The 23808-nt window shown below is 64.2% G+C and carries 28 protein-coding genes and 1 riboswitch; of the genes, 21 read left to right on the top strand and 7 right to left on the bottom strand.

Annotated elements, in window-relative coordinates; translation table 11 throughout:
* The first annotated feature begins 83 nt into the window (after positions 1–83).
* The 9 genes from ACJD00_RS11025 (at position 84) to ACJD00_RS10985 (ending at position 6681) form a co-directional block, all read left to right on the top strand.
* Positions 84–986: a DUF4303 domain-containing protein gene (locus tag ACJD00_RS11025; protein WP_418907041.1), complete on the top strand. Its 903-nt coding sequence runs from the start codon at positions 84–86 to the stop codon at positions 984–986.
* Positions 987–1028: 42 nt separating this feature from the next.
* On the top strand, positions 1029–1571 hold the full coding sequence (locus ACJD00_RS11020) for a GNAT family protein (protein ID WP_309406353.1): 543 nt from the start codon (positions 1029–1031) through the stop codon (positions 1569–1571).
* Positions 1564–2127 carry a tetratricopeptide repeat protein gene (locus ACJD00_RS11015; protein ID WP_418907040.1) on the top strand — a complete coding sequence of 188 codons (564 nt, stop codon included), beginning with the start codon at positions 1564–1566 and terminating at the stop codon, positions 2125–2127. Before ACJD00_RS11020 ends, ACJD00_RS11015 begins: the two co-directional genes overlap by 8 nt.
* A 65-nt stretch (positions 2128–2192) precedes the next feature.
* Positions 2193–2657 carry an acetyltransferase gene (locus ACJD00_RS11010; protein ID WP_418907039.1) on the top strand — a complete coding sequence of 155 codons (465 nt, stop codon included), beginning with the start codon at positions 2193–2195 and terminating at the stop codon, positions 2655–2657.
* Positions 2654–3469 (top strand): alpha/beta fold hydrolase, encoded by an 816-nt coding sequence (locus ACJD00_RS11005; protein WP_418907038.1) that lies wholly within the window; start codon positions 2654–2656, stop codon positions 3467–3469. The genes ACJD00_RS11010 and ACJD00_RS11005 overlap by 4 nt, the downstream gene beginning before the upstream one ends.
* On the top strand, positions 3466–4431 hold the full coding sequence (locus ACJD00_RS11000) for an NAD-dependent epimerase/dehydratase family protein (RefSeq protein ID WP_418907037.1): 966 nt from the start codon (positions 3466–3468) through the stop codon (positions 4429–4431). The genes ACJD00_RS11005 and ACJD00_RS11000 overlap by 4 nt, the downstream gene beginning before the upstream one ends.
* Positions 4428–4868: an OsmC family protein gene (locus ACJD00_RS10995; RefSeq protein ID WP_418907036.1), complete on the top strand. Its 441-nt coding sequence runs from the start codon at positions 4428–4430 to the stop codon at positions 4866–4868. Before ACJD00_RS11000 ends, ACJD00_RS10995 begins: the two co-directional genes overlap by 4 nt.
* Before the next feature lie 17 nt (positions 4869–4885).
* Positions 4886–5224: a YnfA family protein gene (locus ACJD00_RS10990; protein WP_418907035.1), complete on the top strand. Its 339-nt coding sequence runs from the start codon at positions 4886–4888 to the stop codon at positions 5222–5224.
* A gap of 236 nt (positions 5225–5460) precedes the next feature.
* On the top strand, positions 5461–6681 hold the full coding sequence (locus tag ACJD00_RS10985) for a mechanosensitive ion channel (protein ID WP_418907034.1): 1221 nt from the start codon (positions 5461–5463) through the stop codon (positions 6679–6681).
* Positions 6682–6766: 85 nt separating this feature from the next.
* On the opposite strand, the gene ACJD00_RS10980 is transcribed toward ACJD00_RS10985, so the two are convergent.
* Complete coding sequence (locus ACJD00_RS10980) at positions 6767–7783, bottom strand: GNAT family N-acetyltransferase (RefSeq protein WP_418907033.1); 1017 nt, start codon at positions 7781–7783, stop codon at positions 6767–6769.
* A gap of 80 nt (positions 7784–7863) precedes the next feature.
* Positions 7864–7974: riboswitch (TPP riboswitch) on the top strand.
* Between ACJD00_RS10980 and thiO the strand changes: the two genes are divergently transcribed.
* The 7 genes from thiO to ACJD00_RS10945 all read left to right on the top strand — a co-directional run bounded on the left by thiO (position 7971) and on the right by ACJD00_RS10945 (position 14328).
* On the top strand, positions 7971–9098 hold the full coding sequence (gene thiO, locus ACJD00_RS10975) for a glycine oxidase ThiO (protein ID WP_418907032.1): 1128 nt from the start codon (positions 7971–7973) through the stop codon (positions 9096–9098). Its footprint overlaps the riboswitch before it by 4 nt.
* A complete protein-coding gene (gene thiS / locus ACJD00_RS10970) occupies positions 9099–9344 on the top strand; it encodes a sulfur carrier protein ThiS (protein WP_309406372.1) in 246 nt (81 codons plus the stop codon).
* 2 nt (positions 9345–9346) lie between these two features.
* Positions 9347–10153, top strand: coding sequence for a thiazole synthase (locus ACJD00_RS10965; protein WP_418907031.1), 807 nt, complete (start codon positions 9347–9349; stop codon positions 10151–10153).
* Entirely contained in the window at positions 10154–11302 is a 1149-nt protein-coding gene (locus ACJD00_RS10960; protein WP_418907030.1) for a ThiF family adenylyltransferase, read from the top strand.
* A 30-nt stretch (positions 11303–11332) separates the two neighbouring features.
* Positions 11333–11866, top strand: a complete 534-nt coding sequence (locus ACJD00_RS10955) for a GNAT family N-acetyltransferase (RefSeq protein WP_418907029.1) — start codon at positions 11333–11335, stop codon at positions 11864–11866.
* 145 nt (positions 11867–12011) lie between these two features.
* Positions 12012–13919: a translational GTPase TypA gene (gene typA, locus ACJD00_RS10950; RefSeq protein ID WP_418907028.1), complete on the top strand. Its 1908-nt coding sequence runs from the start codon at positions 12012–12014 to the stop codon at positions 13917–13919.
* Positions 13906–14328: a hypothetical protein gene (locus ACJD00_RS10945; protein ID WP_418907027.1), complete on the top strand. Its 423-nt coding sequence runs from the start codon at positions 13906–13908 to the stop codon at positions 14326–14328. The genes typA and ACJD00_RS10945 overlap by 14 nt, the downstream gene beginning before the upstream one ends.
* A 64-nt stretch (positions 14329–14392) precedes the next feature.
* Here ACJD00_RS10945 and ACJD00_RS10940 read toward each other — a convergent pair whose 3' ends face one another.
* A complete protein-coding gene (locus ACJD00_RS10940; protein WP_418907026.1) occupies positions 14393–14890 on the bottom strand; it encodes a helix-turn-helix domain-containing protein in 498 nt (165 codons plus the stop codon).
* A gap of 105 nt (positions 14891–14995) precedes the next feature.
* Positions 14996–15247, bottom strand: a complete 252-nt coding sequence (locus tag ACJD00_RS10935) for an acetyltransferase (protein WP_418907025.1) — start codon at positions 15245–15247, stop codon at positions 14996–14998.
* A 214-nt stretch (positions 15248–15461) separates the two neighbouring features.
* Here ACJD00_RS10935 and fdxA point away from each other — a divergent pair, with 214 nt between their 5' ends.
* The 4 genes from fdxA (at position 15462) to ACJD00_RS10915 (ending at position 19031) form a co-directional block, all read left to right on the top strand.
* On the top strand, positions 15462–15785 hold the full coding sequence (fdxA, locus tag ACJD00_RS10930; protein ID WP_309406387.1) for a ferredoxin: 324 nt from the start codon (positions 15462–15464) through the stop codon (positions 15783–15785).
* 11 nt (positions 15786–15796) lie between these two features.
* Positions 15797–16912, top strand: a complete 1116-nt coding sequence (gene dapC / locus ACJD00_RS10925) for a succinyldiaminopimelate transaminase (RefSeq protein WP_418907024.1) — start codon at positions 15797–15799, stop codon at positions 16910–16912.
* A 99-nt stretch (positions 16913–17011) separates the two neighbouring features.
* Positions 17012–18292 (top strand): citrate synthase, encoded by a 1281-nt coding sequence (locus ACJD00_RS10920; RefSeq protein WP_309406390.1) that lies wholly within the window; start codon positions 17012–17014, stop codon positions 18290–18292.
* Between the two features lie 133 nt (positions 18293–18425).
* Complete coding sequence (locus tag ACJD00_RS10915) at positions 18426–19031, top strand: hypothetical protein (protein WP_418907023.1); 606 nt, start codon at positions 18426–18428, stop codon at positions 19029–19031.
* Between the two features lie 79 nt (positions 19032–19110).
* Here ACJD00_RS10915 and dapD read toward each other — a convergent pair whose 3' ends face one another.
* Positions 19111–20061 carry a 2,3,4,5-tetrahydropyridine-2,6-dicarboxylate N-succinyltransferase gene (dapD, locus tag ACJD00_RS10910; protein WP_309406392.1) on the bottom strand — a complete coding sequence of 317 codons (951 nt, stop codon included), beginning with the start codon at positions 20059–20061 and terminating at the stop codon, positions 19111–19113.
* A gap of 79 nt (positions 20062–20140) precedes the next feature.
* Between dapD and dapE the strand changes: the two genes are divergently transcribed.
* The gene (dapE, locus tag ACJD00_RS10905; RefSeq protein ID WP_418907022.1) at positions 20141–21232 is read left to right on the top strand and encodes a succinyl-diaminopimelate desuccinylase; all 1092 of its coding nucleotides are present in this window, start codon (positions 20141–20143) and stop codon (positions 21230–21232) included.
* An 80-nt stretch (positions 21233–21312) separates the two neighbouring features.
* Here the strand turns inward: dapE and ACJD00_RS10900 are convergent, their stop codons facing one another.
* The 3 genes from ACJD00_RS10900 to ACJD00_RS10890 all read right to left on the bottom strand — a co-directional run bounded on the left by ACJD00_RS10900 (position 21313) and on the right by ACJD00_RS10890 (position 23790).
* Positions 21313–22176: an amino acid ABC transporter permease gene (locus ACJD00_RS10900; protein ID WP_418907021.1), complete on the bottom strand. Its 864-nt coding sequence runs from the start codon at positions 22174–22176 to the stop codon at positions 21313–21315.
* The gene (locus ACJD00_RS10895; RefSeq protein ID WP_309406397.1) at positions 22173–22853 is read right to left on the bottom strand and encodes an amino acid ABC transporter permease; all 681 of its coding nucleotides are present in this window, start codon (positions 22851–22853) and stop codon (positions 22173–22175) included. Before ACJD00_RS10895 ends, ACJD00_RS10900 begins: the two co-directional genes overlap by 4 nt.
* A 103-nt stretch (positions 22854–22956) precedes the next feature.
* Positions 22957–23790 (bottom strand): glutamate ABC transporter substrate-binding protein, encoded by an 834-nt coding sequence (locus ACJD00_RS10890; RefSeq protein ID WP_418907020.1) that lies wholly within the window; start codon positions 23788–23790, stop codon positions 22957–22959.
* Positions 23791–23808 lie beyond the last annotated feature (18 nt).

Genomic DNA, 23808 nt, shown 5'->3' with positions numbered 1-23808 from the left:
CGGCTCGTGGTTTCTGGTTGTGTCAGCCAACGTAGTCAGCCTATCGGCACCTCCTGCCGTTGAATGCTGACATACTGGGTGCCATGAGCGGCACAGCGTGGAACCCGAGCCCAACTGAGCAACAGTTAATCGACGCGCTCGCCGAGGCCGTGCGCGAAGCACTGCTACGGCTACGCGAAGAGACCGACGAATCGCCCCAAACTGTTGCGTTGGTGACCACCGGAGACCTGTTACGCCCGTATCTCAGCGTGACCCTCCCGGGCGAGGACCCATGGAATTTCGCCGACGCCCGCTACGCCATCCTCGGCGACGAGCATCTGGCGAAACTCACCGAGCAGTGGGACTTACTCGGCGATCCGTCCGAGCTAGGACTGGCGGATCTCGACGGCGAGTTGGACCGACGGCTTCGCCTCATGGAGCAGGCGCTGCGGGACTTAGACTGTGCCGGGGCGTTCGGGCGGGGCGAGGCACGCCGCCACGTACTCCTGTTGACCGAAACCATGCCGCCGGATCCGGCGACCTCCGGTTCCACTCGTCGACTTAACCCGGCAGGAGACCTGCTTCAATGTTGGATTCAACAAGCCTGCGAAGAACCCGGCCTGTCGCTGGATCTTGTCGCGGCCGAAGAATTATCTGAAACTCCCGACCAGGTCCTGCCCGCGCCAACGAATGCACTGGCGCAACTCTGGGGGACGAGTCCGGGTCTCTACCTGGCCGATGGCACCACGATCTATGGACCACACTCGTTGGCCGAACGCAATGCGACCTTTGAGGTCGCCGAGTACGCACCGGGATGGGTGCTGATCGGAGACGACAGCGGCGGGATTGGCTACCTCATGCGTGCTGGCGGTACCATCTTCGATCCCACGCTCGAACCTAGAGCCAGCGACGTCTATGCGCTGGATCTCGGAGCCTTGGAGGAGGATGTTGCGGGCGTCGGCGACTGGGTCACGGATGACCTCTATGGATGGTTGGTTCGACGGTAAACGCCTGTTCACTTGCGGAGTCTTTGCTGGCAGGATGGGTTTATGCTCACCCTAGAAAAAGTCGACGTGAACGGTGCCGATCGTGCCGCCCTACTGGATTTCATGACCAGCCACCACTTCCCCTTTCATGTGCGTTCGCGGCTCAGCGTCATGGACGTGCAGGAAATGATCGACGACGGCGACTTTCACGACGCGGAGCATGAGAGCCACTGGCTGATTCACCCCGAGCACGGGCGCATCGGACTTGTGCGCCTGGAAGACCTGGAAGATCCCACGCCGCTATTTGACCTGCGGCTGGCCACGTCGTGGCGCGGTCAAGGGCTGGGCGAGCAGGCGCTGAACGCGATTACGAGCTATGTCTTCGGCCGTTTCGGCGAGGTCACCCGCTTCGAGGGGCAAACCCGTGAAGATAATATCGCCATGCGTAAGGTCTTCGAACGTTGTGGTTGGCTCAAGGAGGCTCATTACCGGGAATCCTGGCCGGTAGCTGGCGCGCCGGCGGTCGCCAGTGTCGCCTATGCGATTCTGCGTCGGGACTGGGAGACGGGTACGACCACTACCTTTGAATGGAACGATCTTGACTGAACAGAGTCCGCTGTATGTCATCGACCCAGAGACCTTGCGCGAAGTGGCCACCGACTCGGCGCGGATCCAGAGTTTACTGAACCAGCCGTCGCAGGATCTCGACGCGGCGCAACGGGTGGCGCTGTTACGCATTGGCGGCAGGCTCGAGGAAGCCGAGCTACTCGCGCTCACCCAACTCGATGGGCCCTCCGGGGTCGAGAAACTAGTCCGTCAACCTCGAGAGGCAAGTTCGTCCCAGGCACGCTGGTTGCTACGTCTTGCCACCGTTTGGCAGTGGCAAGGCGCCTACTCCCGAGCCGATGAGTGCTACGGGGCGGCGCTTGAGTGTTTCACCGCGACGACAGAGCCGGCGGATCCACGAACTTACGCGATGGACGTGGCATTCGCCTACCAGCACTACGGCAAGTCGCTCTTCAAACAGGGACACTACCGTGAGGCCGAGTCCTGCTTTGCACAGGCCGAGAGCTTGCGGCGCGAGCATCGAGCCGGGCAGGAGATGATTGACTCCTCGGTGTTGGCGTTACGCGCAACCCGGCGCCGTCGCGCAAACCTCTAGGCCACGGCCGGTTTCCCGTACCGCGGCAAATTGGCACGAGCGCTGCTTCATCGTAGGCTGAGCCCATGCACACCGACCAAGCGTTGCAGTTGCGCGCCGCGAACCTGCCGGAAGACATTCCATCGATACTCCAGATCTGGCGAAGCGCAGTGGAAGCTACGCATCATTTCTTATCGCAGTCAGAGATCGGGGCGCTCGCCGAACTCATCGAAAATATGTATCTGGACCAGGTGCAGGTCACCGTGGCCCTGCGCGGTGCGAAACCCGTGGGATTCAGCGGCCTCGCCGACGGCAAGCTGGAAATGCTGTTCGTCGCGCCGGAGGCCTTCGGTTGCGGGGTGGGGAGCGCGTTGGTGCACGAAGCGCTCGCCGCGCATCCGCACCTTGAAGTGGATGTGAATGAGCAGAACCCGCAGGCACACGGCTTCTATACGCATCTGGGTTTCGAGCAGATCGGGCGCAGTGAACTCGACGGGCAGGGTAACCCGTATCCGCTGCTACACCTTCGCTATAGCGGACCACGCCAATGAGTATCGGCGGTGCCCCGGTGCTACAACGCGGATCCGGCATTCCGGTGGTGATGGTGCATGGCAATGGGGTCGATCACCGTTGCCTGCTCCCGTTGGACCCTGCCTTCGCGCAGCCCGGGGTCTTTCGTCGGGTCTACGTCGACCTACCCGGTTTCGGGCAAACCCCGGCGCTGACCGACCGTGGCGGCCTGCCGCAGCTCGCCGACTGGCTCGAGGGCACGGTGCGGGAGGTGGTTGGCACGGAGCCCTTTGCGATCGTCGGACAATCAATGGGCGGACTCTTGGCCACCGAGATCGCCGACCGCCTGCCCGGGCAGGTGCTGGGCGTGGGCCTGTGCGCGCCGGTGGTGTACCCGCAGGCCGAACGGCGCACCCTGCCCGAACGGTGCATCTTGCACTCCGAGCCGCGACTACTGGCTAGCCTTTCCGCGGCCGATGCGGAGAACTATGCGGAAATGTCGGTGGTGCAAAGCGAGGCGAACTACCAGCGCTTCGAACGCTTCGTGCTTCCCGGAATCCGGGTGGCGAACGTGCGGGCCATGGCGAAGCTGGCCCGTGAATACACTCTGCCGCGGCTGCCGGTGGAGGGCGCCGGTCAATGGCCGCACGGGGTGATTATCACCGGTCGGCAGGATCAAGTGGTCGGCTACCAGGATCAACGAAGGCTCCGCGACCGGTTCGCGACGGTCGAGCATGTCGAACTGGACCGAGCCGGACATAACGTGCACATCGATCGGCCGCGGCGGGTGCTGGCGGCGATGCGTAATTTTGCGGCCGCAGTGGCCGCCGAGGCGAAGGAGACGGGACAGTGAGCCAGCAACGAATCGTGATTCTAGGCGGTACCGGGGCGATGGGTGCGGCCACCGCCGCACGTTTCGCCCGTGCCGGCTGGCGTGTCGAGGTGACCGGACGGAACGCGGAGTTATTCCCGGAGCCACTGCGAGAGCTCGGGGTGCGCTTCCACGCCCTTGACCGCGCCGATACCGCCGGGATCGGCCAGCTGCTGTCAGATGGCGCCGATCTATTGGTGGACATGGTGTGCTTCGACGCCCAACGAGCCGATGAACTGCTTCGGTGGGCGGCCGACTGCACCTCGAGTGCGGTGATCTCCTCGCGTGCCGTCTACACCGACGCGGAGGGACGACATGTCAACGCCGAGCAGCCACCCGAGTTTGCCGGGCCGGTACCCGAATCCCAGTCCTGCGTCGCTCCCGGCGCACGGGATCTGGACCCGTTCACCCGAGAGGGCTACGCCCCGTGCAAACGCGCCATGGAGCTACGGGTTCTGGAGAGCGGGGTGCCGGTTAGCGTGCTGCGCCCGGGAAAGGTGCACGGAGCCTGGGCCCGCAACGCACGCACCGCTGGGATCGTCGAAGCCATGCAAGGAAACCCGCCTGAGCTTCGGGTGTCGAGTTTGGAGTCGGTGCAGTCGCTGACTGCGGCGGCCAACGTGGCCCAACTGCTCGAACTCGTTGCCGCTCACCCCGCGTCGCGCGTGCTGAATGCGGCCGATGCCCACCCGGTGACGGCCCGCGCGGTTTTTGAGCGGATCGCGCACACGGTGGGCTACACAGGGGAGGTGCAAGAGGCCGGAGATGGTCCGTCCACTCTCGCTAATCCCTTTGCCTCGGCCCACCCGTTCGAGCTGGATACCAGCGCCGCGAAAGAGCTGGGGTATCGCCCGGCGGATAGCTTGTCGCTCGTGGCCGAGGAGGTGCAATGGGTGCTGGATTCCCAGCGTGCCGGGGCGCTTCATGGGAGGATGGGAGCATGAGTGAAAATACCCGATCCCTTCGTGAAGTGAGCGTCGAACGCACCGAATCCTGCCGCTACCGGGCGACCAGCGCCGAAACCGGTGCCAGCGTCGAATTCGGTCAAGGGGAGGGGCTGCTGACCCCGGTGGAGCTACTGTTGGCCGCCATAGCCGGCTGCTCGGCCATTGACGTGGATGTGGCGACCACCCGCCGCACCGAACCGGAGAAGTTCGAGGTGGCCGCCAGCGGGTACAAGGTGACCGAAGATGGGGCCAGCAAAATGGAGGACATCACCATGTCCTTTGACCTGAAGTTCCCGGATACCGAGGACGGCCGCAAGGCCCGGGGTATGGTCGAGCGCATCGTGAAGCTCTCCCACGACAAGTACTGCACCGTTTCGCGCACCGTGGAGCACGGCGCGAGCGTGCGGAGCATCGTCGAAACCGATCAGGCGTAGCCCGAAAGCGTAGCGCAATGAATTCCGAGGTGCTTCGATCGGTGGCCCTGTTCGCACTGGCCGCGCTCGCCGAAATCGGCGGGGCCTGGCTGGTGTGGCAAGGGCTGCGCGAGCACCGCGGCCTGCTCTGGGTCGGGGGCGGGGTGGTGCTGCTGGGTCTCTATGGCGTGGTGGCCACCCTGCAGCCGGATGCGAATTTCGGACGTATCCTCGCGGCCTATGGCGGGGAGTTTATCGTCGGCTCGCTGGCGTGGGGTGCGGTGCTCGATGGCTACCGCCCGGACCGGTTTGACCTCATCGGCGCCGCCATTTGCCTTGTGGGCGTCGGCGTCATTATGTACTCGCCACGAGGCTAATCTTCGCTGGGTGAAAAGCCTCCATGGCTCCTTGCTGAAAGTTTCATGAACATGGATCCGTAGCGATTTCCGGGGATGTTCCTCGTAGATCGTGGATTTTGCCAATATTTGCCACGGATTTCGCGCTTGGGTTGAGTTCGCACCGTGTATTGCGTCGTTCGCGCTCAGTATTCCGCCCTAGTCAGGGCGGACTCCTCGTCGTAGGGTCAAGGTGTCCCCACGTTTAAGGAGCAGTGATGCAAACTCAGAACGTTTTCGGCAACATCGATTGGGCGCTGTTGACACAAAGGGTTGTCACCGCGCTGATTATTCTCCTCGTCACCTGGCTATTGGCCAAGATCATCAAATGGGCCATCGGCAAGCTAGTGACCAGGGTGAAATTCCTTCAGAAACAAGGCAACGACGGAGCGCAACTAGGCCAGTCACTTGGCAAGGTCGCGAGCCTGATCGTTTGGTTGTTCGGCTTGGTGGCCATCCTGCAGCTGTTCTCGTTGACTGAGGTACTATCCCCGGTGCAGAACCTGCTCACAGGGGTTATGGCCTTTATCCCGAACCTTATTGGTGCGGGCTTCATCTTCTTTATCGGTTACGTCATCGCCAATATCGTCCGACAGCTGGTTGTCACCGCGCTATCGACCGTCGACTTCTCCGCCCTGGTCAAGAAATTCTCCAAGGACCGCGAGGAGCTCGATGAGGCCGCCAGCCGCGAGGCCCAAGGCAAGATCGTCGACGTCTTGGCTAACGTTCTATTTGCTCTGATCTTGCTGGTCGTGGCCATTGCCGCCCTGCAGGTGCTGGGTCTGGAAGCTATCTCCGGTCCTGCACAGCGCATGCTCGAACTGGTACTGGCCGCCATCCCACAGGTGCTGATGGCACTGGTGCTGCTGGCCATCGGTATTATGATCGCCAAGTTCGTTGGGCAGCTGCTCGAATCCACCCTGCACGGGGTGGGCACCGACCGGGCCGTCGCCGGCTGGGGCATCGTGCCGGAGGGGCAGAGCGCCTCGGGCATTATCGCCACCATCGTGCGCATCGCCATTGTGCTCTTCTTCGGTGTGATGGCCGCACAGATGCTGAACTTCCCGGCGATCACCAACATCCTCAACGAGGTGCTGGCGCTGGGTGGCCGGGTGCTCTTCGGCGGCCTGATCATCGCCGCCGGTTTCGTCGTGGCCAACGTGATCAGCAAGTTCATGGCCGACGGCACCGCCTCGAAGATCGTGCGCTACACCGCGATCGCCCTGTTCGTGGCCATGGGCCTGCGCTACATGGGCCTGGCCGATTCGATCGTGAATATGGCTTTCGGCGCGGTAGTCATCGGTGCGGCGCTGGCCGCGGCACTGGCCTTCGGCCTCGGTGGACGCGACGCAGCGGCCAAGGTGCTGGCCAAGTCCAAGCTGGGCGAGGAGAACGGACCTACGGGTACCGACCTGCCGGATACCGATCCGTTCCGCTAAAGCTCAGGCTCGATCAACCGACGATCGGCACTATCGGGGGATCGCCCACCACATGGTGGGCGGTCCCCTTGCCTTTGCCCGGGGATTACTGGTGCAACGGCAGTTCGCGGGCCGAGAGCGGCCGCGGGTCACTGGCCAGCCGGGAGTACATCAGGGTATCCACGCGTTGCCCGTCGATGAGGAACTTGCCGCGCTCGCGGCCCTCGCAGATGAACCCGGCCCGTTCGGCCACCCGCCGCGAGCCCGGATTATTCACGCGCAGCCCCAACTCGAGGCGGTGGATCCCGTGCGTGTCGAAAAGTACCCGAGCCAAGGTGCGCAGCGCCGCGCTGACCACACCGCGACCCCGGTACGCGGCGTGCATCCAGTACCAGACCCAGGCGTTGTTATTGGTGGCATCGATCCCGGCGCTGACCAAACCGGCCAGCCCGTCTTCGGTGGCGATGGCCAGTGGGAGCTGAAGGTTGGCCGGATCCAGCAGCCGGGCCACATACTGCTCGGCTTCGGCCATGGTGGTCACCTGACCTTGCCGAGCCATGGCCGCGGCGTCCGAATCAAAGGCCGCCAACACCGCCTGTGCGTCCTCCGGTTCGAGGGGGCGCAGGAAGATGCCGTCGTGTGGTGCGGCGGGGTGTGCCGCGGTAGAACGTGGTGCGTCGTCGGCATTAGGTTGCTCTAGCTCTGCGGCGGCTGCGGGTAGCGGCTCGCTGGTCGCCGTACCCTGATGAAAGAGCAAACGCCATTCGCCCTCGTGCTTTTGCCACAGCGAACTGCGGTGGGCAGGTACCGAGCCGGTCTCGGAACGCCAGCGCAGCAGCGCGGTCTGTGGGGCCAGCAAACACAGCTGCGGTGCAAGCACTTTGCCGGGGACCCCAGGTCCGGCGTCGGCGGCGGGCTCAGCTTGCAGCAGGGCCACGATGGCGGCGAAATCATAGCTGGTGCCCGAGACGCCGACCTCGGTGAAGTGCGGGTGCAGCAGCTCGCGCAGGGACTTTTCGTCGTGCCGCACGGCCGGATCCAGTAGCCGTGCCTCACTGGCGGTCAGGTGCTCGACGAGGGGAGCGGCGGGGTCGAGAATCTGCGGAAAATCCGTGTGCTGCATGATCACAGTAGATCACGCCGCGAGGCTAAATGCTCACGTCATGGAATTTCGCTTAGTGAGCGGGCTCATGCTTATAATCGCAACAACTTCGCGGGAGCCCACCGATTGGAACGTGGGCTGAGAGGGCCGAACGCCGACCGCCAGACCTGATGCGGGTGATGCCGCCGTAGGAAGGAAGTGTGCCGTCGTGCATATTCTCGTCGTGGGCGCCGGAATCATCGGCCTCGCCACCGCCTTCGAACTCAAAACAGCCGGGCATACGGTCAATGTGATCGACCCCGACCCGGCCGGTGGGGCCAGCCACGCCGCCGCCGGCATGCTTGCCCCGGCCGCCGAAACCGTCTGGGGCCAACACACCCTGCACCCGTTGATGGTGCAGGCCGCCGCCGACTACCCTCAGTTCATCGACCGCATCGAGGCGATCACCGGAGAGCGCCCGGACTACCGGGATAACGCGACACTCGTGGTGGCCGCCGAGGCCGCCGACCGGCAGGCCTTGAACGAACTCGAATCCTTGCAACAATCCCTGGGGCTGCGCACCGAACGGCTGCTGGGTTCGCAGGCCCGGGCGGCCGAACCGGCGTTGGCGGCCAATATTGCCGGGGCCATGCGCTTTGCCGACGATCATCAGGTCGACCCACGCTCGCTGACCGCTATCCTGCTGCGCTACCTGCACGCCGAGCTGGTCCGCGAGCAGGCCATCGAGGTGCTCCGCGAGGCCGGAACGATCAGCGGGGTACGCCTCGCCTCGGGGCGAGTGGTTGAAGGCCACTGCGTGGTATTAGCCACCGGACTCGGTGCGCTGGCCGGTGCCCCGGAGCTACCGCTGCGTCCGGTGTACGGCGACATTGTGCGGCTGCGCCCGCACGGCGGACGGCCGCTGATCGAGCACACGGTGCGCGGGATCGTCAACCGCCGCCCGGTCTACCTGGTGCCACGCCGCGACGGTTCGCTGGTGCTCGGGGCCAGCAGCCGCGAAGACGGCCGCGCCGAGGTCAATATTGGGGCGCTGCACACCCTGCTCGACGATGCCCGGCGCCTGGTGCCCGGGGTGGCCGACGCCTCGCTGTTGGAGGTGATCGCCCGGGCCCGGCCCGGCACCGAGGACGACGTCCCCATTATCGAACGCGTCGAGCAGGGCCTGGTGGTTTCCACCGGCTACTTCCGGCACGGGATTCTACTGACTCCCTTCGCCGCCAAGGCCACCGCCACCCTCGCCACCGGCGGGCAGCTGCCCGCCGCGCAACAAACCACCCTGTCCCTGAGCCGCTTCACCGGCGGCCACCTGCCAGCCCAACCCGTGGAGGCAACCTAAATGCACAGCATCGACATCCAGCTGAACAACCAGGCGCACAGCGTGCCAGCCGGCAGCACCGCCCGCGACCTGATCGCCACGCACACCTCACGTGCACTGGGCGAGGACGGGCGTGCCGTGGACGGCAGCCGCCTCGGGGTCGCCCTCGCCGTGAACGGCGCGGTGCTTCCGCGCGGCAAGTGGGCCAGCTACGCACTCTGTGCCGGGGACCGCCTCGATATCGTCACCGCAGCCCAAGGAGGCTAATCATGAGCACCATCGACCACTTGGCTACCGACACGTTTGAAATCGACGGGCAGCAGTTTAGCTCGCGGCTCATCCTCGGCACCGGCGGGGCCAGTTCGCTGGCCAGTGTCGAACAGGCGCTTCAGGCCTCCGGCACCGAGATCACCACCGTGGCCATCCGGCATTTCGCCGCCGCCGGCTCCGGGTCGGTCTATGAGCTACTGCGCCGCAACAACGTGCGCCCGCTGCCGAATACCGCCGGATGCTTCACCGCCCGCGACGCGTTGCTCACCGCCCAACTGGCCCGCGAGGCGTTGGAAACCAACTGGATCAAGCTCGAGGTCATCGCCGACGAGCACACCCTGCTGCCCGATCCGATCGAGCTGTTTAGCGCCGCCGAGCAGCTGGTGGCCGAGGATTTCACGGTCTTCGCCTACACCAACGACGACCCGGCCCTGGCCAAGCGTCTCGAGGATGTCGGGGTGGCCGCCATCATGCCCGCCGGTTCACCGATCGGCTCCGGGCTGGGCATCCTTAACCCGCACAATATTTCCACCATCGTCGCACGCAGCAACGTGCCGGTGATTCTCGACGCCGGGGTGGGCACCGCCTCGGATGCGGCGTTGGCCATGGAGCTGGGGTGCAGCGCGGTGCTGCTGGCCAGCGCGGTTACCCGCGCGCACAACCCGGCGCTGATGGCTCAGGGGATGCGCGAGGCGGTGCGCGCCGGGCGTGCCGCCCACCTGGCCGGGCGAATTCCGCGCCGTGACGTGGCGCTGGCCTCCTCACCTGCCGAGGGCATGATGCAGACGCTGGTCGGTGAACTGTAGATGCCGCTGCCCCCGTTGGTGGCCCCCGGTCCGCCGCTGTCACCGGATGAGCTGGCCCGCTACGCCCGGCATCTGACCCTGCCCGGGGTCGGTCCCGAGGGGCAGCGCCGCATCCGCAACGCCAAGGTGCTGCTGATCGGCGCCGGCGGACTGGGTGCCCCGATCCTCCAGTATCTGGTGGCCGCCGGCCTCGGCGAGCTGACCGTGATCGACGACGACCGCGTGGAAGCCTCCAACCTGCAGCGCCAGGTCATTCACCGCGAGGCCGACGTGGGCCTGGCCAAGGTGGACTCGGCGGTGCAGGCCGCACACCGGTTGGATGCCGGGGCGCGCGTCACCCCGATCTCCGGCCGACTCACACCGGCAAACGCCCTAGAGCTCTTCGCCGCCCACGATCTGGTCATCGATGGCACCGATAACTTTGCCACCCGCTACCTGAGCAACGACGCCGCCGAGCTGAGCGGTACCCCGCTGGTGTGGGGCACGATCTTCCAGTTCTACGGCCAGGTCTCGGTGTTCGCCCCGGGCCACGGGCCGATGCTGCGCGACTTGTTCCCGGAGATGCCCGACGCCGATTCGGTGCCCAGCTGCGCCGAGGGCGGGGTCTTCGGCGCGCTCTGCGGGGTGGTGGGTGCCACCATGGCCACCGAGGCGCTGAAGCTCATTTGCGGGGTGGGCGAGCCGCTCATCGGACGGCTTTGGTGCTATGACGCGGCCGCGGCCCACACCATGACCCTGCAGCTTGAAGCCGACCCGGACCGTGAACCTGTCCGAGAGCTGGGCCAGTACCAGCAGGTCTGCGCCGCGCCACCGGTGACGGTGCGTGAACTACAGGTCAGCGAACTGGCTGCGCTGCAGGCAGGCGCGACGGTGCACCTGGTGGATGTGCGCGAGAGCTGGGAACGCGAACTGGTGGCCATCCCCGGCAGCATCCATGTGCCACTGGACCGGGTCTTGTCCGAAGGGTGGGCGGCGTTGCCGGACCCGCCGGAAGATTGCGTCACCGTGCTGGTGTGCAAGACCGGGGCGCGTTCACAACGTGCGGCCACCGCGCTACTGGCCGCCGACGCGCAGGCCACGGTGCTGAATCTGGCCGGCGGTACCCTGCGCTGGGCCAGCGAGGTGCGCGGTGAAGTTCTCGACTACTAGTACTGCTCGCTGATCTGCAAGGATGAAAGGGTGAGTGAAACGAATCGACTAATCATCCGCCAGCTGCGGCCCAGCGATCGGCAGCAGGCCGAAGCCCTGCACGAGCAGTTGCTGGCCGACGAATTCGAGTTCCTCGTCGGACGCGGTGAGCAGGAGTCCTTCGCCGACTACGTGGCCCGGCAATTGGCCAACGAGGAGGGCCGCGACATTCCCGAGGGCTGGGTGCGTGCCGGATTCTATGTGGCCGAACGCGACGGGGAGCTGCTGGGCCGGCTCGGCGTACGCTATGAACTGAATGCCTTCCTCGCCTCGGTGGCCGGCCACCTAGGCTACGGGGTGGGCCCGGCCTACCGCCGCCAAGGGGTGGCCGAGGCGCTGGCCCGCTTCGGCCTGCAGCGGCTCCACGCCTCCGGCGTCGACCAGGCGCTGATCACCTGCGACGAGTCCAATACCGGGTCGCGGGCCACCATTGAAAAGGTCGGCGGCCGCCCCGATCGGCAGCAACCGACGGTTCGTCGTCATGACGGCGGAACGACGCTGCGGTTCTGGGCCCCCACCGGCTGAATAGCACCGCCAGATACCCGCGCGCTGTTGCGTACAACACGCTGACGCGGCTTTTTTGGTGGGAGCGCGTAAAATAGAATCTTGGGTCAACTGTGGCCCCGACCCAATGACCCTAAAACTCTCTAGCGGAAGTGAGCCTTCACGCATGTCAGAAAACACGACGATTCGCGAAGATCTTCGCAATGTTGCCATCGTGGCCCACGTTGACCACGGAAAGACCACCCTGGTCGACGCCATGCTGCAGCAGACCGGTGCGTTCTCTTCGCACGGTGAAACCGAAGACCGCGTGATGGATTCCGGCGAGCTGGAGCGTGAAAAGGGCATCACCATCCTGGCCAAGAACACCACCGTGTTCTACTCCGGTCCTTCCGCCGAGGGCAAGAACCTGACCATCAACGTGATCGATACCCCGGGTCACGCCGACTTCGGTGGCGAGGTCGAGCGCGGCCTGTCCATGGTCGACGGCGTGGTGCTGCTCGTCGACGCCTCCGAGGGCCCGCTGCCGCAGACCCGCTTCGTGCTGCGCAAGGCGCTGGCCGCGAAGCTGCCGGTGATCCTGGTGGTCAACAAGACCGACCGTCCCGACGCCCGCATCGACGGCGTCGTCTCGGACTCCATGGACCTGCTGCTGGGCCTGGCCAGCGACCTGGCCGACGAAGTTCCGGACCTGGATCTGGACTCCGTGCTGAACGTGCCGGTGGTGTACGCCTCGGGCAAGGCCGGCCGCGCCTCGCTGACCCAGCCGGCCGACGGTTCGCTGCCGGACAGCGAGGACCTGGAGCCGCTGTTCCAGACCATCCTGGAGCACGTCCCGGCCCCGTCCTACGAAGAGGGCGAGGTCCTGCAGGCGCACGTGACCAACCTCGACGCCTCCCCATTCCTGGGCCGTCTGGCGCTGCTGCGTATCTTCAACGGCACCCTGCGCAAGGGCCAGCAGGTTGCTTGGGCCCGCCAGGACGGCGAGCTGAAGACCGTGAAGATCACCGAACTGCTGGCCACCAAGGGTCTGACCCGCGTGCCGGCCGAATCCGCTGGCCCGGGTGAAATCGTGGCCGTGGCCGGTATCGAAGACATCATGATCGGTGAAACCCTCACCGACCTGGAGAACCCGAAGCCGTTGCCGCTGATCACCGTGGATGACCCGGCGATCTCGATGACCATCGGTATCAACACCTCCCCGCTGGCCGGTCGCGTCAAGGGCGCAAAGGTCACCGCACGCCAGGTCAAGGACCGCCTCGACAAGGAACTGATCGGTAACGTGTCGCTGAAGGTGCTGCCGACCGAGCGTCCGGATGCCTGGGAAGTTCAGGGCCGTGGCGAGCTGGCGCTGGCCATCCTCGTGGAGCAGATGCGCCGTGAAGGCTTCGAGCTGACCGTGGGTAAGCCGCAGGTTGTCACCAAGATGATCGACGGCAAGGTGCACGAGCCGATGGAGCACATGACCGTCGACGTGCCCGAGGAGTACCTCGGCGCGATCACCCAGCTGATGGCGTCGCGCAAGGGCCGCATGACCAACATGTCGAACCACGGCACCGGCTGGGTGCGCATGGAATTCATCGTTCCGGCCCGTGGCCTGATCGGTTTCCGTACCCGCTTCATGACCGAAACACGCGGTGCCGGTATTGCCGCCTCCATCGCCGAAGGCTTCGAGCCATGGGCCGGAGCCATCGAATACCGCATCAACGGCTCCATCGTGGCCGACCGTGCCGGTGTGGTGACCCCGTTCGCCATGATCAACCTGCAGGAGCGCATGAGCTTCTTCGTCAAGCCCACCGAAGAGGTGTACGAGGGCATGATCGTCGGCGAGAACTCGCGCGCCGATGACATGGACGTGAACATCACCAAGGAAAAGAAGCTCACCAACATGCGTGCCGCATCCTCGGACAGCTTCGAGAACCTGACCCCGCCGCGCACCCTGACCCTGGAAGAGTCGCTCGAATTCGCTCGCGAAGACGAGTGCGTCGAGGTCACCCCCGAGGCGATCCGCATCCGCAAGGTCATTCTGAACGCCACCGACCGCGCAAAGGCTGCCCGCAACCGTGCCCGCGCCTAACACGGGTGCCAAGGGCGGCACTCTCGGCGGGCTGTGGCGCGCCGGGGTGGCCGCCCTGGTCGGCGCCGTGTTTGGAACGCTGGCGCATGCCTCGCTGACCTACCTCGGGGACATTCCGCTGCCTTGGGGTTTGGCCTTGGCCTGGGCGCTGCTGGGGGTGCTGGTCTACTGGGCCACAGTCGCCAGCGGCAAGCTCTGGGCCGGAGCCTTGAGCCTGCTGCTGTGCTATGTGCTCGTGGGAGCGATCTCCTTCCTCGGCAATGACCAGTTGATTCTGTCGATCGGGTACCTGCAGTATTTGCCGGCCCCGACCGTGGTGTCGTTGCTGTGGATGTACGGGATGATCATCCCCGCGGTCATTGGCCTGCTGCGGGCCCTGAAGGTACTGCGGCTACAGCGCGCTGGCTAACGTTCCACACAGAAAATGCCCTAACCCCGCGCGGGGTTAGGGCATTTTCGTTCGTGTGCTTCGGCTACTCGTTGCCGGTGAGATCCAAGTGGTGGGCCAGGAACAGCGAAGTGGCTACTCCGCCTGGCTCCGGCTCGCGCATGGCGTAGTCTTCCACCACGGCTCGGATCCGGCCCAGCATTTCCTTCTGGGTCTGCTCGGAGAGTTTCAAACCCACGCGCATCACCTGAATTTCTTGCGCGTCCAGACCGTCGATTTCCTGCAGGAAGGTCTCCACCAACAGTGGTGCGGCGTCGGGGATGCGCGTGCCCCACGACTGGCGGGTGCTGCGGTAGGGCACTTCCTTGGCCCCGCGATTACCCTTGCGCGCCTCGAGCGCCTCGAGGAAACCGCTGCTGACCAGCGTGCGCACATGGTGCAAGGAGGTGGCCGGATTCAGTTGGAGAATATCGGCGATCTCCTTGTTCGTTCGCGGTTCATGCAGGCACAGCCGCAGAATTCGCAAGCGCAGGGGCGAACTCAACGCCCGGGCCCGGGCTTGAATCATTTCGTCGGTGGGCATATAGCCAGCATACGCGATTTTCGGTGAGTGATTGGCATTTTCAAATCACATGTGACCCAGTTGTGACCCGGAACGCGTGCCTAGCACAGTTTCGCCGCGGTTCCGCTAGTCTGCGACGCCCGATGACCTCGGCCGCCGTACCGGAGGGGGTGGGACTCGCTTGGCGCGCGTAATCAAAGCGCGTTCGACCTCGACGATCCCGCCCCGGGTGCGCAGGCGAATCACCCGCGGATCGACCTGCACCACATAGCCCAACACATCGGAGAATTGCGCAGTATTCGGGGAATCGGAGCCCTCGGCCAGCCGGTAGCGCAGCACGATACGGTCCGCCTCGGTCAGCTCGTCGAGGTTCAGCACCCACCCACCACCTTCATGTCAAGAAACGAAAACTAAACGCCACACGGGGAAATGTGACCAGTCAATTACGTCACAGCGTTTCGGGCAACGGTATTTCCGCAGGAGAACAGGTCTAGACTGTAGTTTGAGTTGGTGCAAGATTCAATGCGCCGTGAATGAGCTGCACACCACTTACCGCGTAACAACCACACTGCAAGGAAAGGTCCCGGTTCCCGTGACTTACATCATCGCCCAGCCATGCGTCGACGTAAAAGACAAGGCGTGCGTCGAGGAATGTCCGGTCGACTGCATCTACGAGGGTGATCGTAGCCTGTACATCCACCCGGACGAGTGCGTCGACTGTGGTGCCTGCGAGCCGGTCTGCCCGGTGGAAGCGATCTACTACGAGGACGACGTGCCGGATGAGTGGGCCGACTACTACAAGGCCAACGTCGAGTTCTTCGACGAGCTGGGTTCGCCCGGCGGTGCCGCTAAAATTGGTAACACCGGCAGCGACCACCCCTACATCAGCGCGCTGCCCCCACAGAACCAGGAGTAGGTTTCCCGCGCATGTTGCAGCTTCCCGATTACCCTTGGAATCAGCTCGCCCCATACCGTGAGCGCGCCGCCGAACATCCAGGGGGAACGGTCGATCTGTCCATCGGCACCCCGGTCGACCCCACTCCGGGCATCATTCGTGAAGCGTTGGCCGAGGCCAGCGACGCCCACGGGTACCCGACCACCCATGGCACCCTCGAGGTCCGCGAAGCCATCGTGCGCTGGTACGCCCGGCGCCGTGGTGTCACGCAGCTGAGCGTCGACGACGTGATGCCCACGGTCGGTTCCAAGGAGATGGTGGCCTGGCTGCCGCTGCTGCTCGGCCTCGGGGCCGGGGATGTCATCGTGCGCCCGGAGATCGCCTACCCGACCTATGACATCGGGGCGCTGCTGGTGGGTGCCACCGCCATCGCCACCGACGACCTGAACACGCTGACCGACGAGCAGCGCGCCAACCTGAAGCTGGTCTGGGTCAACTCCCCGGGCAATCCAACCGGCAAGGTGCGCGACGCCGCATCGCTGCGAGAGCTCGTCGACCAGGCCCGTGCCTTGGGTGCCGTGGTGGCCTCGGATGAATGCTATGCCGAACTGGGCTGGGGCCAGTACGCCGGGCAGGTGCCCAGCGTGCTGGATCCGCAGGTCAGCGGCGGAGACCTGAACGATCTGCTGGCGCTGTACTCGCTGTCCAAGCAGTCGAACCTGGCCGGCTACCGCGCCGCCTTCGTGGCCGGTGCGCCGAATCTCATGCCGCAGCTGATCAACAGCCGCAAGCACGCCGGGATGATCGTGCCCGCCCCGGTGCAGCACGCGATGGCGGTGGCCTTGGACGACGACGCGCACGTGGCGGCCCAGAAAGAGCTCTACCAGGCCCGCCGTGACGCACTGCGACCGGCGCTGGAGCGTTTCGGGTTGCGCATTGATGACTCGGTGGCCGGGCTCTACCTGTGGTGCACCGAGGCACGCTCCTGCTGGGACACCCTTTCGCAGCTCGCAGATTTGGGTATCGTCGCAGGTCCAGGCGCTTTTTACGGAACGGCGGGGGAGCAGCATGTGCGCATCGCCCTCACCGCCTCCGACGAACGAATTGCGGCCGCAGTGGCGCGGCTGGAATCGGCTACGCGCCGCTGAACATGTCGTGGTGATTAGCTCTCGCACGCCACTTAGGGGTATGTTCTTTCCTGACGACTGACCTTTCGGAACGAGACGCTTTTCCGGTTAGGAGATGCAATGACAGATGTTAAATCTGCAACGCTGAATTTTGGTGACAAGAACCTAGAGCTACCGGTATTGCCGGTTGCCGAAGGCAATCCAGGCTTGAACGTCGCCCCGTTGCTCAAGACTACGGGTGCCGTTACCTACGATCCAGGCTTCATGAACACGGCGGCAACCAAGTCCGCCATCACCTACATCGACGGTGACGCAGGGATCCTGCGCTACCGCGGTTACCCCATCGAACAGCTGGCCCAGAACTCGAACTTCATCGAGGTCAGCTACTTGCTCATCTATGGTGAACTGCCCACCCCGCAGCAGCTGGAAGCGTTCGACCACAAGATCCGACGTCACACCCTGCTGCACGAGGAGCTCAAGGGCTTCTTCGGCGGCTTCCCGCGTGATGCCCACCCGATGCCGGTGCTGTCCTCGGCCGTTTCGGCGCTGTCGACCTGGTACCAGGATTCGCTCGACGCCAGCGACGAGGAGCACGTCGAGGTATCGACCATTCGCCTACTGGCGAAGATGCCGGTCATCGCGGCCTACGCCTACAAGAAGTCCATCGGCCAGGCACTGCTCTACCCGGATAACTCGATGAACCTCGTCGAGAACTTCCTGCGTTTGACCTTCGGCCTAGCCGCCGAGCCGTATGATCTCGACCCCGATATGGTCAAGGCCCTGGACACCCTGCTGATCCTGCACGCCGATCACGAACAGAACTGCTCGACCTCCACCGTGCGTCTGGTCGGTTCGGCCCAGGCCAACCTGTTCGCCTCGGTCTCCGCCGGTATCAACGCCCTCTCCGGCCCCGCCCACGGTGGTGCCAACGAGGCCGTGCTGAAGATGCTGCGCGAAATCGCCGCCTCGGACATGACTCCGGAAACCTTCATGGAGAAGGTGAAGAACAAGGAGGACGGCGTCCGCCTGATGGGCTTCGGCCACCGCGTGTACAAGAACTACGACCCGCGCGCGAAGATCATCAAGAAGACCGCCCACGACATCCTGGCCAAGCAGGGCAGCAACGAACTGCTCGACATTGCGCTGAGCCTGGAAGAGAAGGCGCTGAACGACGATTACTTCATCGAGCGCAAGCTCTACCCGAACGTCGACTTCTACACCGGCCTGATCTACAAGGCCATGGGCTTCCCGGAGAAGATGTTCACCGTGCTGTTCGCCATCGGACGCCTGCCGGGCTGGATCGCCCAGTGGCGCGAGATGAATCAGGACCCGGAGACCAAGATCGGCCGTCCGCGTCAGCTGTACACGGGCAACACCGAGCGCAACTACCCGGGCGTCTAACCCCGCGCGTACCAGCGATCCACCGGGCGCCGAGGCATCATCGAGGATGATGCCTCGGCGCCCTGTTTTAAGCGCTCTGTGAGGCGTATGCTATGGGCACAAGACGATTCGCGTGTGCTTGGTGGTGGTGCGCATGTATATTCGACGTGGCCAAAACTGGTCGATCTGTATCGACTCGGATCCCTACGCGGTGATGGCCTTATTCCTGCGGGATTTGGCAGGTTTGACGCATACGGAAGTTGGCCCGAATAGCACGCTGGCCCATACGGTGAAGATCCGTGGCGGCCGCTGGGATACCCACGGGCAAATCAAACAGGAATGGGATTCGTGGTGGCAGTCCATCATGCACGGACCGACGCACAACCAACTGGAATCCACCCACGATTTGCCCCTGCAACTTGAACGTCGGGGGTACCCGCAGCTGGCGCGCGTGGCGTCGGCCCACTATGGTCAGGCGATCGTCTTCGCCGATGAGCACCATCGGGAGTTCACCCGGGCCGCGGTCGAGTACGTCCCGCAACGCATCCAGGAGTTGGAGAAGATCCTGCTCGATCAGGGTGTTGAGCATGCCGGTCAGAGCAATACCGAAACCAACATCCGGGTGCTTCAGGTGCCGCTGAGCGAACCCCGCGCCTGGCTGGGTGGGGGCGGGACCATTGTGGCCAGCCACAATCTCTTGCGCGACGGTGCGGCCTTCCACTCGTATATGGAGCCGATCGCCAGCGTGATGTTTCCCTAGCTTCCCGTGAACAGGGCACAGAAATACCGTCTGCACCCCGGTGGGTTCACCGAAGGGAGCAGACGGTATTCTTCTGCGACTAGTTGGCGTGCAGGGCGCTGTTCAGCTCGACCTTCTGGCCGTTGCGCGGCAGTGCCTCCACGGCACCGCTGAGCGAGTTGCGGCGGAAGAGCAGATTCGGCACACCGGAGAGTTCCAGTGCCTTCACGCTCTCGCCATCGACCAGCACGCGGGTGCCGGCGGTGACATACAGGCCGGCCTCAACCACCGAATCGTCGCCGATGGAAATGCCGACGCCGGCATTCGCGCCGAGCAGCACGCGCTCACCAATGACGATGCGCTGCTTGCCGCCGCCCGAGAGGGTACCCATAATCGAGGCGCCGCCGCCCACATCCGAGCCGTCGCCGACGACCACCGAGGCGGAGATACGACCCTCGACCATCGAGGTGCCCAAGGTGCCGGCGTTGAAGTTCACGAAGCCCTCGTGCATCACCGTGGTGCCCTCGGCCAGGTGGGCGCCGAGGCGCACGCGGTCCGCGTCGGCAATACGTACGCCGCTCGGGGTCACGTAGTCGACCATGCGTGGGAACTTGTCAATGCCGTAGACCACGACCGGGCCGCGGCTGCGCAGCTTCAGACGGGTCAGCTCGAAGTTCTCCACCTGGCAGGGACCGAAGTTGGTCCACACCACGTTGGCCAGGTGGCCGAAGATGCCATCGAGGTTAATGCTGTTGGGGCGCACCAGGCGGTGCGAGAGCAGGTGCAGGCGCAGCCACACATCGGCGGTGTCCGCCGGGGCCACATCGAGGTCGACGGTCAGCGAGACGACCTTCTGGGTGGTGCCACGCTCGGCGTCGTCGGCGGCGATGGCCGACAGCTCGCCGGAAAGTTCCTTAGCGTCTTCGATATCGCCGAGCACCGGGGCGGGATACCACACGTCCAGCACGGTGCCGTCCTGGGCCACCGTGGCCAGTCCGTGGCCGGAGGCAACGCGGACGGACTTATTCTCTGGTGTTAGCTCTGAAGTCATGCACTGATCGTATCGTTCCAACGGAGGGTAACGTTTGTAGATGACATTGGGTGGAAGTAATTTACAGAAGGAGTCCGTCGTGGGCACCACCGTGCTGAACCTCGAACAGGATGTTGCGCTGCTGACCGAGCAGATCATGAACATTGAATCGGTCTCCGGGAATGAAGGGGCCTTGGCCGACGCCGTCGAAACGGCGCTGCGCGCGCTGGGCCACCTTAAGGTGCACCGCGACGGGGATTCCATTGTGGCCCGCACCGAGCTGGGCCGCGAACGCCGCGTCGTACTGGCCGGACACCTCGACACCGTGCCCTTGCCCCGCACCGAAGGAGCCCGGGGCACCGTCCCATCCCAGGTGATCGATTCGGTGCTCTACGGGCGCGGCGCCACCGATATGAAGGGCGGGGTGGCCGTACAGCTGGCCCTGGCCGCCGAACTGCGCGAACCCCAGTTCGATGTCACCTACATCTTCTACGACCACGAAGAGGTCGAAGCGGCAAAATCCGGTCTGGGCCGCCTGGCCCGGAACAGCCCGCAGCTGCTCGAAGCCGACTTCGCGATCCTGCTCGAACCGACCAACGGCACCGTGGAAGGCGGCTGCAACGGGACCAGCCGTTTCGTGGTGCGCACCCACGGGGTGGCCGCGCACTCGGCGCGCGCCTGGATGGGCAGCAACGCGATCCACGCGGCGGCCCCGATCCTGGCCCGGCTGGCCGAGTACGACACCGCGACGGTGACCGTTGAAGGCTTGGATTACCGCGAGTGCATGAACGCGGTACGGATTACCGGCGGGGTCGCCGGCAATGTGATTCCGGATTACTGCGAGGTCGAGGTCAACTACCGTTTCGCGCCGGACAAGAATCTGGAGCAGGCCGAAGAGATCGTCCGCGAACTCTTCACCGGCTTCGAGGTCGAACGCACCGACGGTGCCGAAGGCGCCCGCCCCGGACTGGACCGCGAGGTGGCCGCCTCGCTGGTGCGGAGTATCGGTGCCGAACCCAAACCAAAGTACGGCTGGACCGACGTGTCGCGTTTCTCGGCGCTGGGGATCCCGGCGGTGAACTTCGGGCCCGGCGATCCGCTGCTGGCGCACACCGACGACGAGCATGTGGCGCAGGAAGATATCCGTCGCTGCCTGAACAGCTTGCGTAGCTGGCTGCAGGCCAGCGCCTAGGAACACACAAAGATCCCGTAGCCCCCTGCGAATATTCGCGGCGGGGACTACGGGATCTTTTGCGTGGCGGGCTTTGGTGCTTAGACCTCGGCTTCGACCTCTTCCTTGACCGGGGCGGCAATGCCGACACGGCTGCTGAGCCGGCTGGAGACCAGCTCGGCCAGCTTGGAAAGACCGAAGTTCAAGATGATAAAGACCAGCGCGACGACGACCAGAGCCTGGAGGGTATTCGAATTACCGGTACCGACCAGCTTGCCGTTGAACAGCAACTCGTTGAAGTTGATGATGTAACCCAGTGCCGAGTCCTTCAAGATCACGATGAACTGGCTAATCAACGCCGGCAACATCGCGGTCAGTGCCTGGGGCACCTCAATCAGGCGCAGGCTTTGGCCGCGGGTAAGCCCAATGGCGATACCCGCCTCGCGCTGCCCCTTGGGCAGACCGTGCACACCCGAACGGATCAGCTCGGCCACGATCGAACCGTTATACAACGTCAGACCGATGACCACCGCGATAAAGGGAGAGTCGGCCGGCGGGACCAGACCGCTACGGGCGAGCATGATCCAGAGGAACAGCATCATCAACAGCACCGGCACCGCGCGGAAGAATTCCACGACTACCGAGCTGATCGCGTTGATCACCTTGTTGTGGGCCAGTCGGCCCATGCCGAAGATGAAACCAAACAGCAGCGAGGTCACGATGGAGATCGCCGCGGCCTTAAGGGTGTTGATCAACCCGGGCAGCAGATAGTTGCTCCACACCGAGCCCTCGGTGAAGACCAGCCAACGGACCGGGTTGAGCTGGTCCTTTGCGTTCAGCGCCAGCAACAGGTAGACGATCAGGGCCACTGCCAGCAGGATCCCGAGGATATTGAAGATCAGGATCCGACGTTTGGCCTTCGGCCCTGGCGCGTCGAAGAGTACGGACTGCGAGGTGCTACTCATCGTGCCACCGCCAATCGCTTAGACAGCCACGTCACCAGCGCGCCGATGGGTAGCACGACGATGACGAACATCAGGGCCACGGTGAGGAAGATCAGTACACCGACATCCGCGCGGTACTCCAGCATGGTTTTCATCAGGCCAGAAATTTCGGCGACGGAACCGGCAATGGCCACCGTCGTATTCTTAATCAGGGCGATGAGCACGTTGCCCATCGGGGCGATCGCTCCACGGAAGGCCTGTGGCAAAATCACCAGCCAGGCAGCCGGCAGGAAGCTGAGCCCAATGGCGCGGGCCGCCTCGGCCTGCCCAAGCGGGACGGTATTCACGCCCGAGCGGATGGCCTCGCAGAAGAACGCCGCGTGGTAGATGCTCAAGCCGATGATGGCGATTTGGAAGAAGTTCAGATCGAAATCGTTGGTGAGCTTCAGTTGAAAAACGCCGAAGAGTACCAAGACTCCGAAGGTGAGGATGATCGTCAGCGGGGTATTGCGGATGATGTTCACATAGGCGGCACCAAAGGCCCGCAGGCTCGGAATGGGGCTGATGCGCATAATCGCCAAGATGGTGCCCAGCACCAGCGAGGCCAAGGCGGCCCAGAACGTGAGCTGGAGGTTGGCCCAGAACGACTCCATAATGCGGGAGCCATACTCATCCCAAAGACTTAAATAGCCTTCCACGGCATTTTCTCCTTGGTTGACGGAAATAGTCGTTGACGCGCGAGGCGCCACACGCAGCTCATGCTGGCGCGTGGCGCCTCGTGATCAATCCACGGGTGAGCTGCTAGCTGCAGGCCTCAAAGTTCGTGGGCGGGTTCAGCTTGGCATTCGGCTCGTAGCCGGTGCCCTCGGTGTTCTTATCCAGCGCTTCCTTCCAGGCGCCATCGTCGATCATCTTCTGGATGGCGGTGTTGATGGCCTCGCACTTGTCGCTTTCCTTGTTCAGTCCGACGCCGTACGGCTCCTCGCTGAACGGGTTGCCGACAACCTTGAACTTGCCCTTGTTGGCGTCGGTGGCGGCTAGACCGGCCAAGATGATGTCATCGGTGGTGATGGCATCGATATTGCCACCCTCGAGCAGGCCAAGGCATTCGGCGTAGCCGCTCTGCTCCACCAGCTCCACGCCTGGTACGTCCTTGCGCACGTTCTCGGCCGAGGTGGAACCGGTGACCGAGCACAGCTTCTTACCGTCGAGCGAGTCCTTGCCGGTGATCGAGGAATCATCGGCACGCACCAGCAGATCCTGACCGGCGACGAAGTACGGTCCGGCGAAGCCGACACGCTGCTTGCGCTTGTCGTTGATGGTGTAGGTCGCGAAGATCATGTCGACCTGCTTGGTCTCGAGCAGGGTTTCACGGTTCGCCGAAGGAGCCGAGACCCATTCGATCTTGTTCTCGTCGTAGCCCAGCTCCTTGGCCACGTACTTGGCCACGTCGACGTCGAAGCCGGTGTAGCTGTTGCCTTCCTTGAAGCCCAGACCCGGCTGGTCGTACTTGATACCGATGCGCACGGTGTCGCCTTCGCCACCGCCGCCCCCGCCGCTGCTACCGCACGAGGTCAGGGCCAAGGTGGCGGCAGCGGCTGCCGCCGCGATTGCGCCCAAACGTTGTTTACGCATGTGAACTCCTAGTTCTTG

The sequence above is a fragment of the Glutamicibacter endophyticus genome (assembly GCF_048457885.1).
Classification (GTDB): domain Bacteria; phylum Actinomycetota; class Actinomycetes; order Actinomycetales; family Micrococcaceae; genus Glutamicibacter; species Glutamicibacter endophyticus.
The sequence above is the reverse complement of the archived record's forward strand: the minus strand, read 5'-3'. Positions and strand labels throughout refer to the sequence as shown.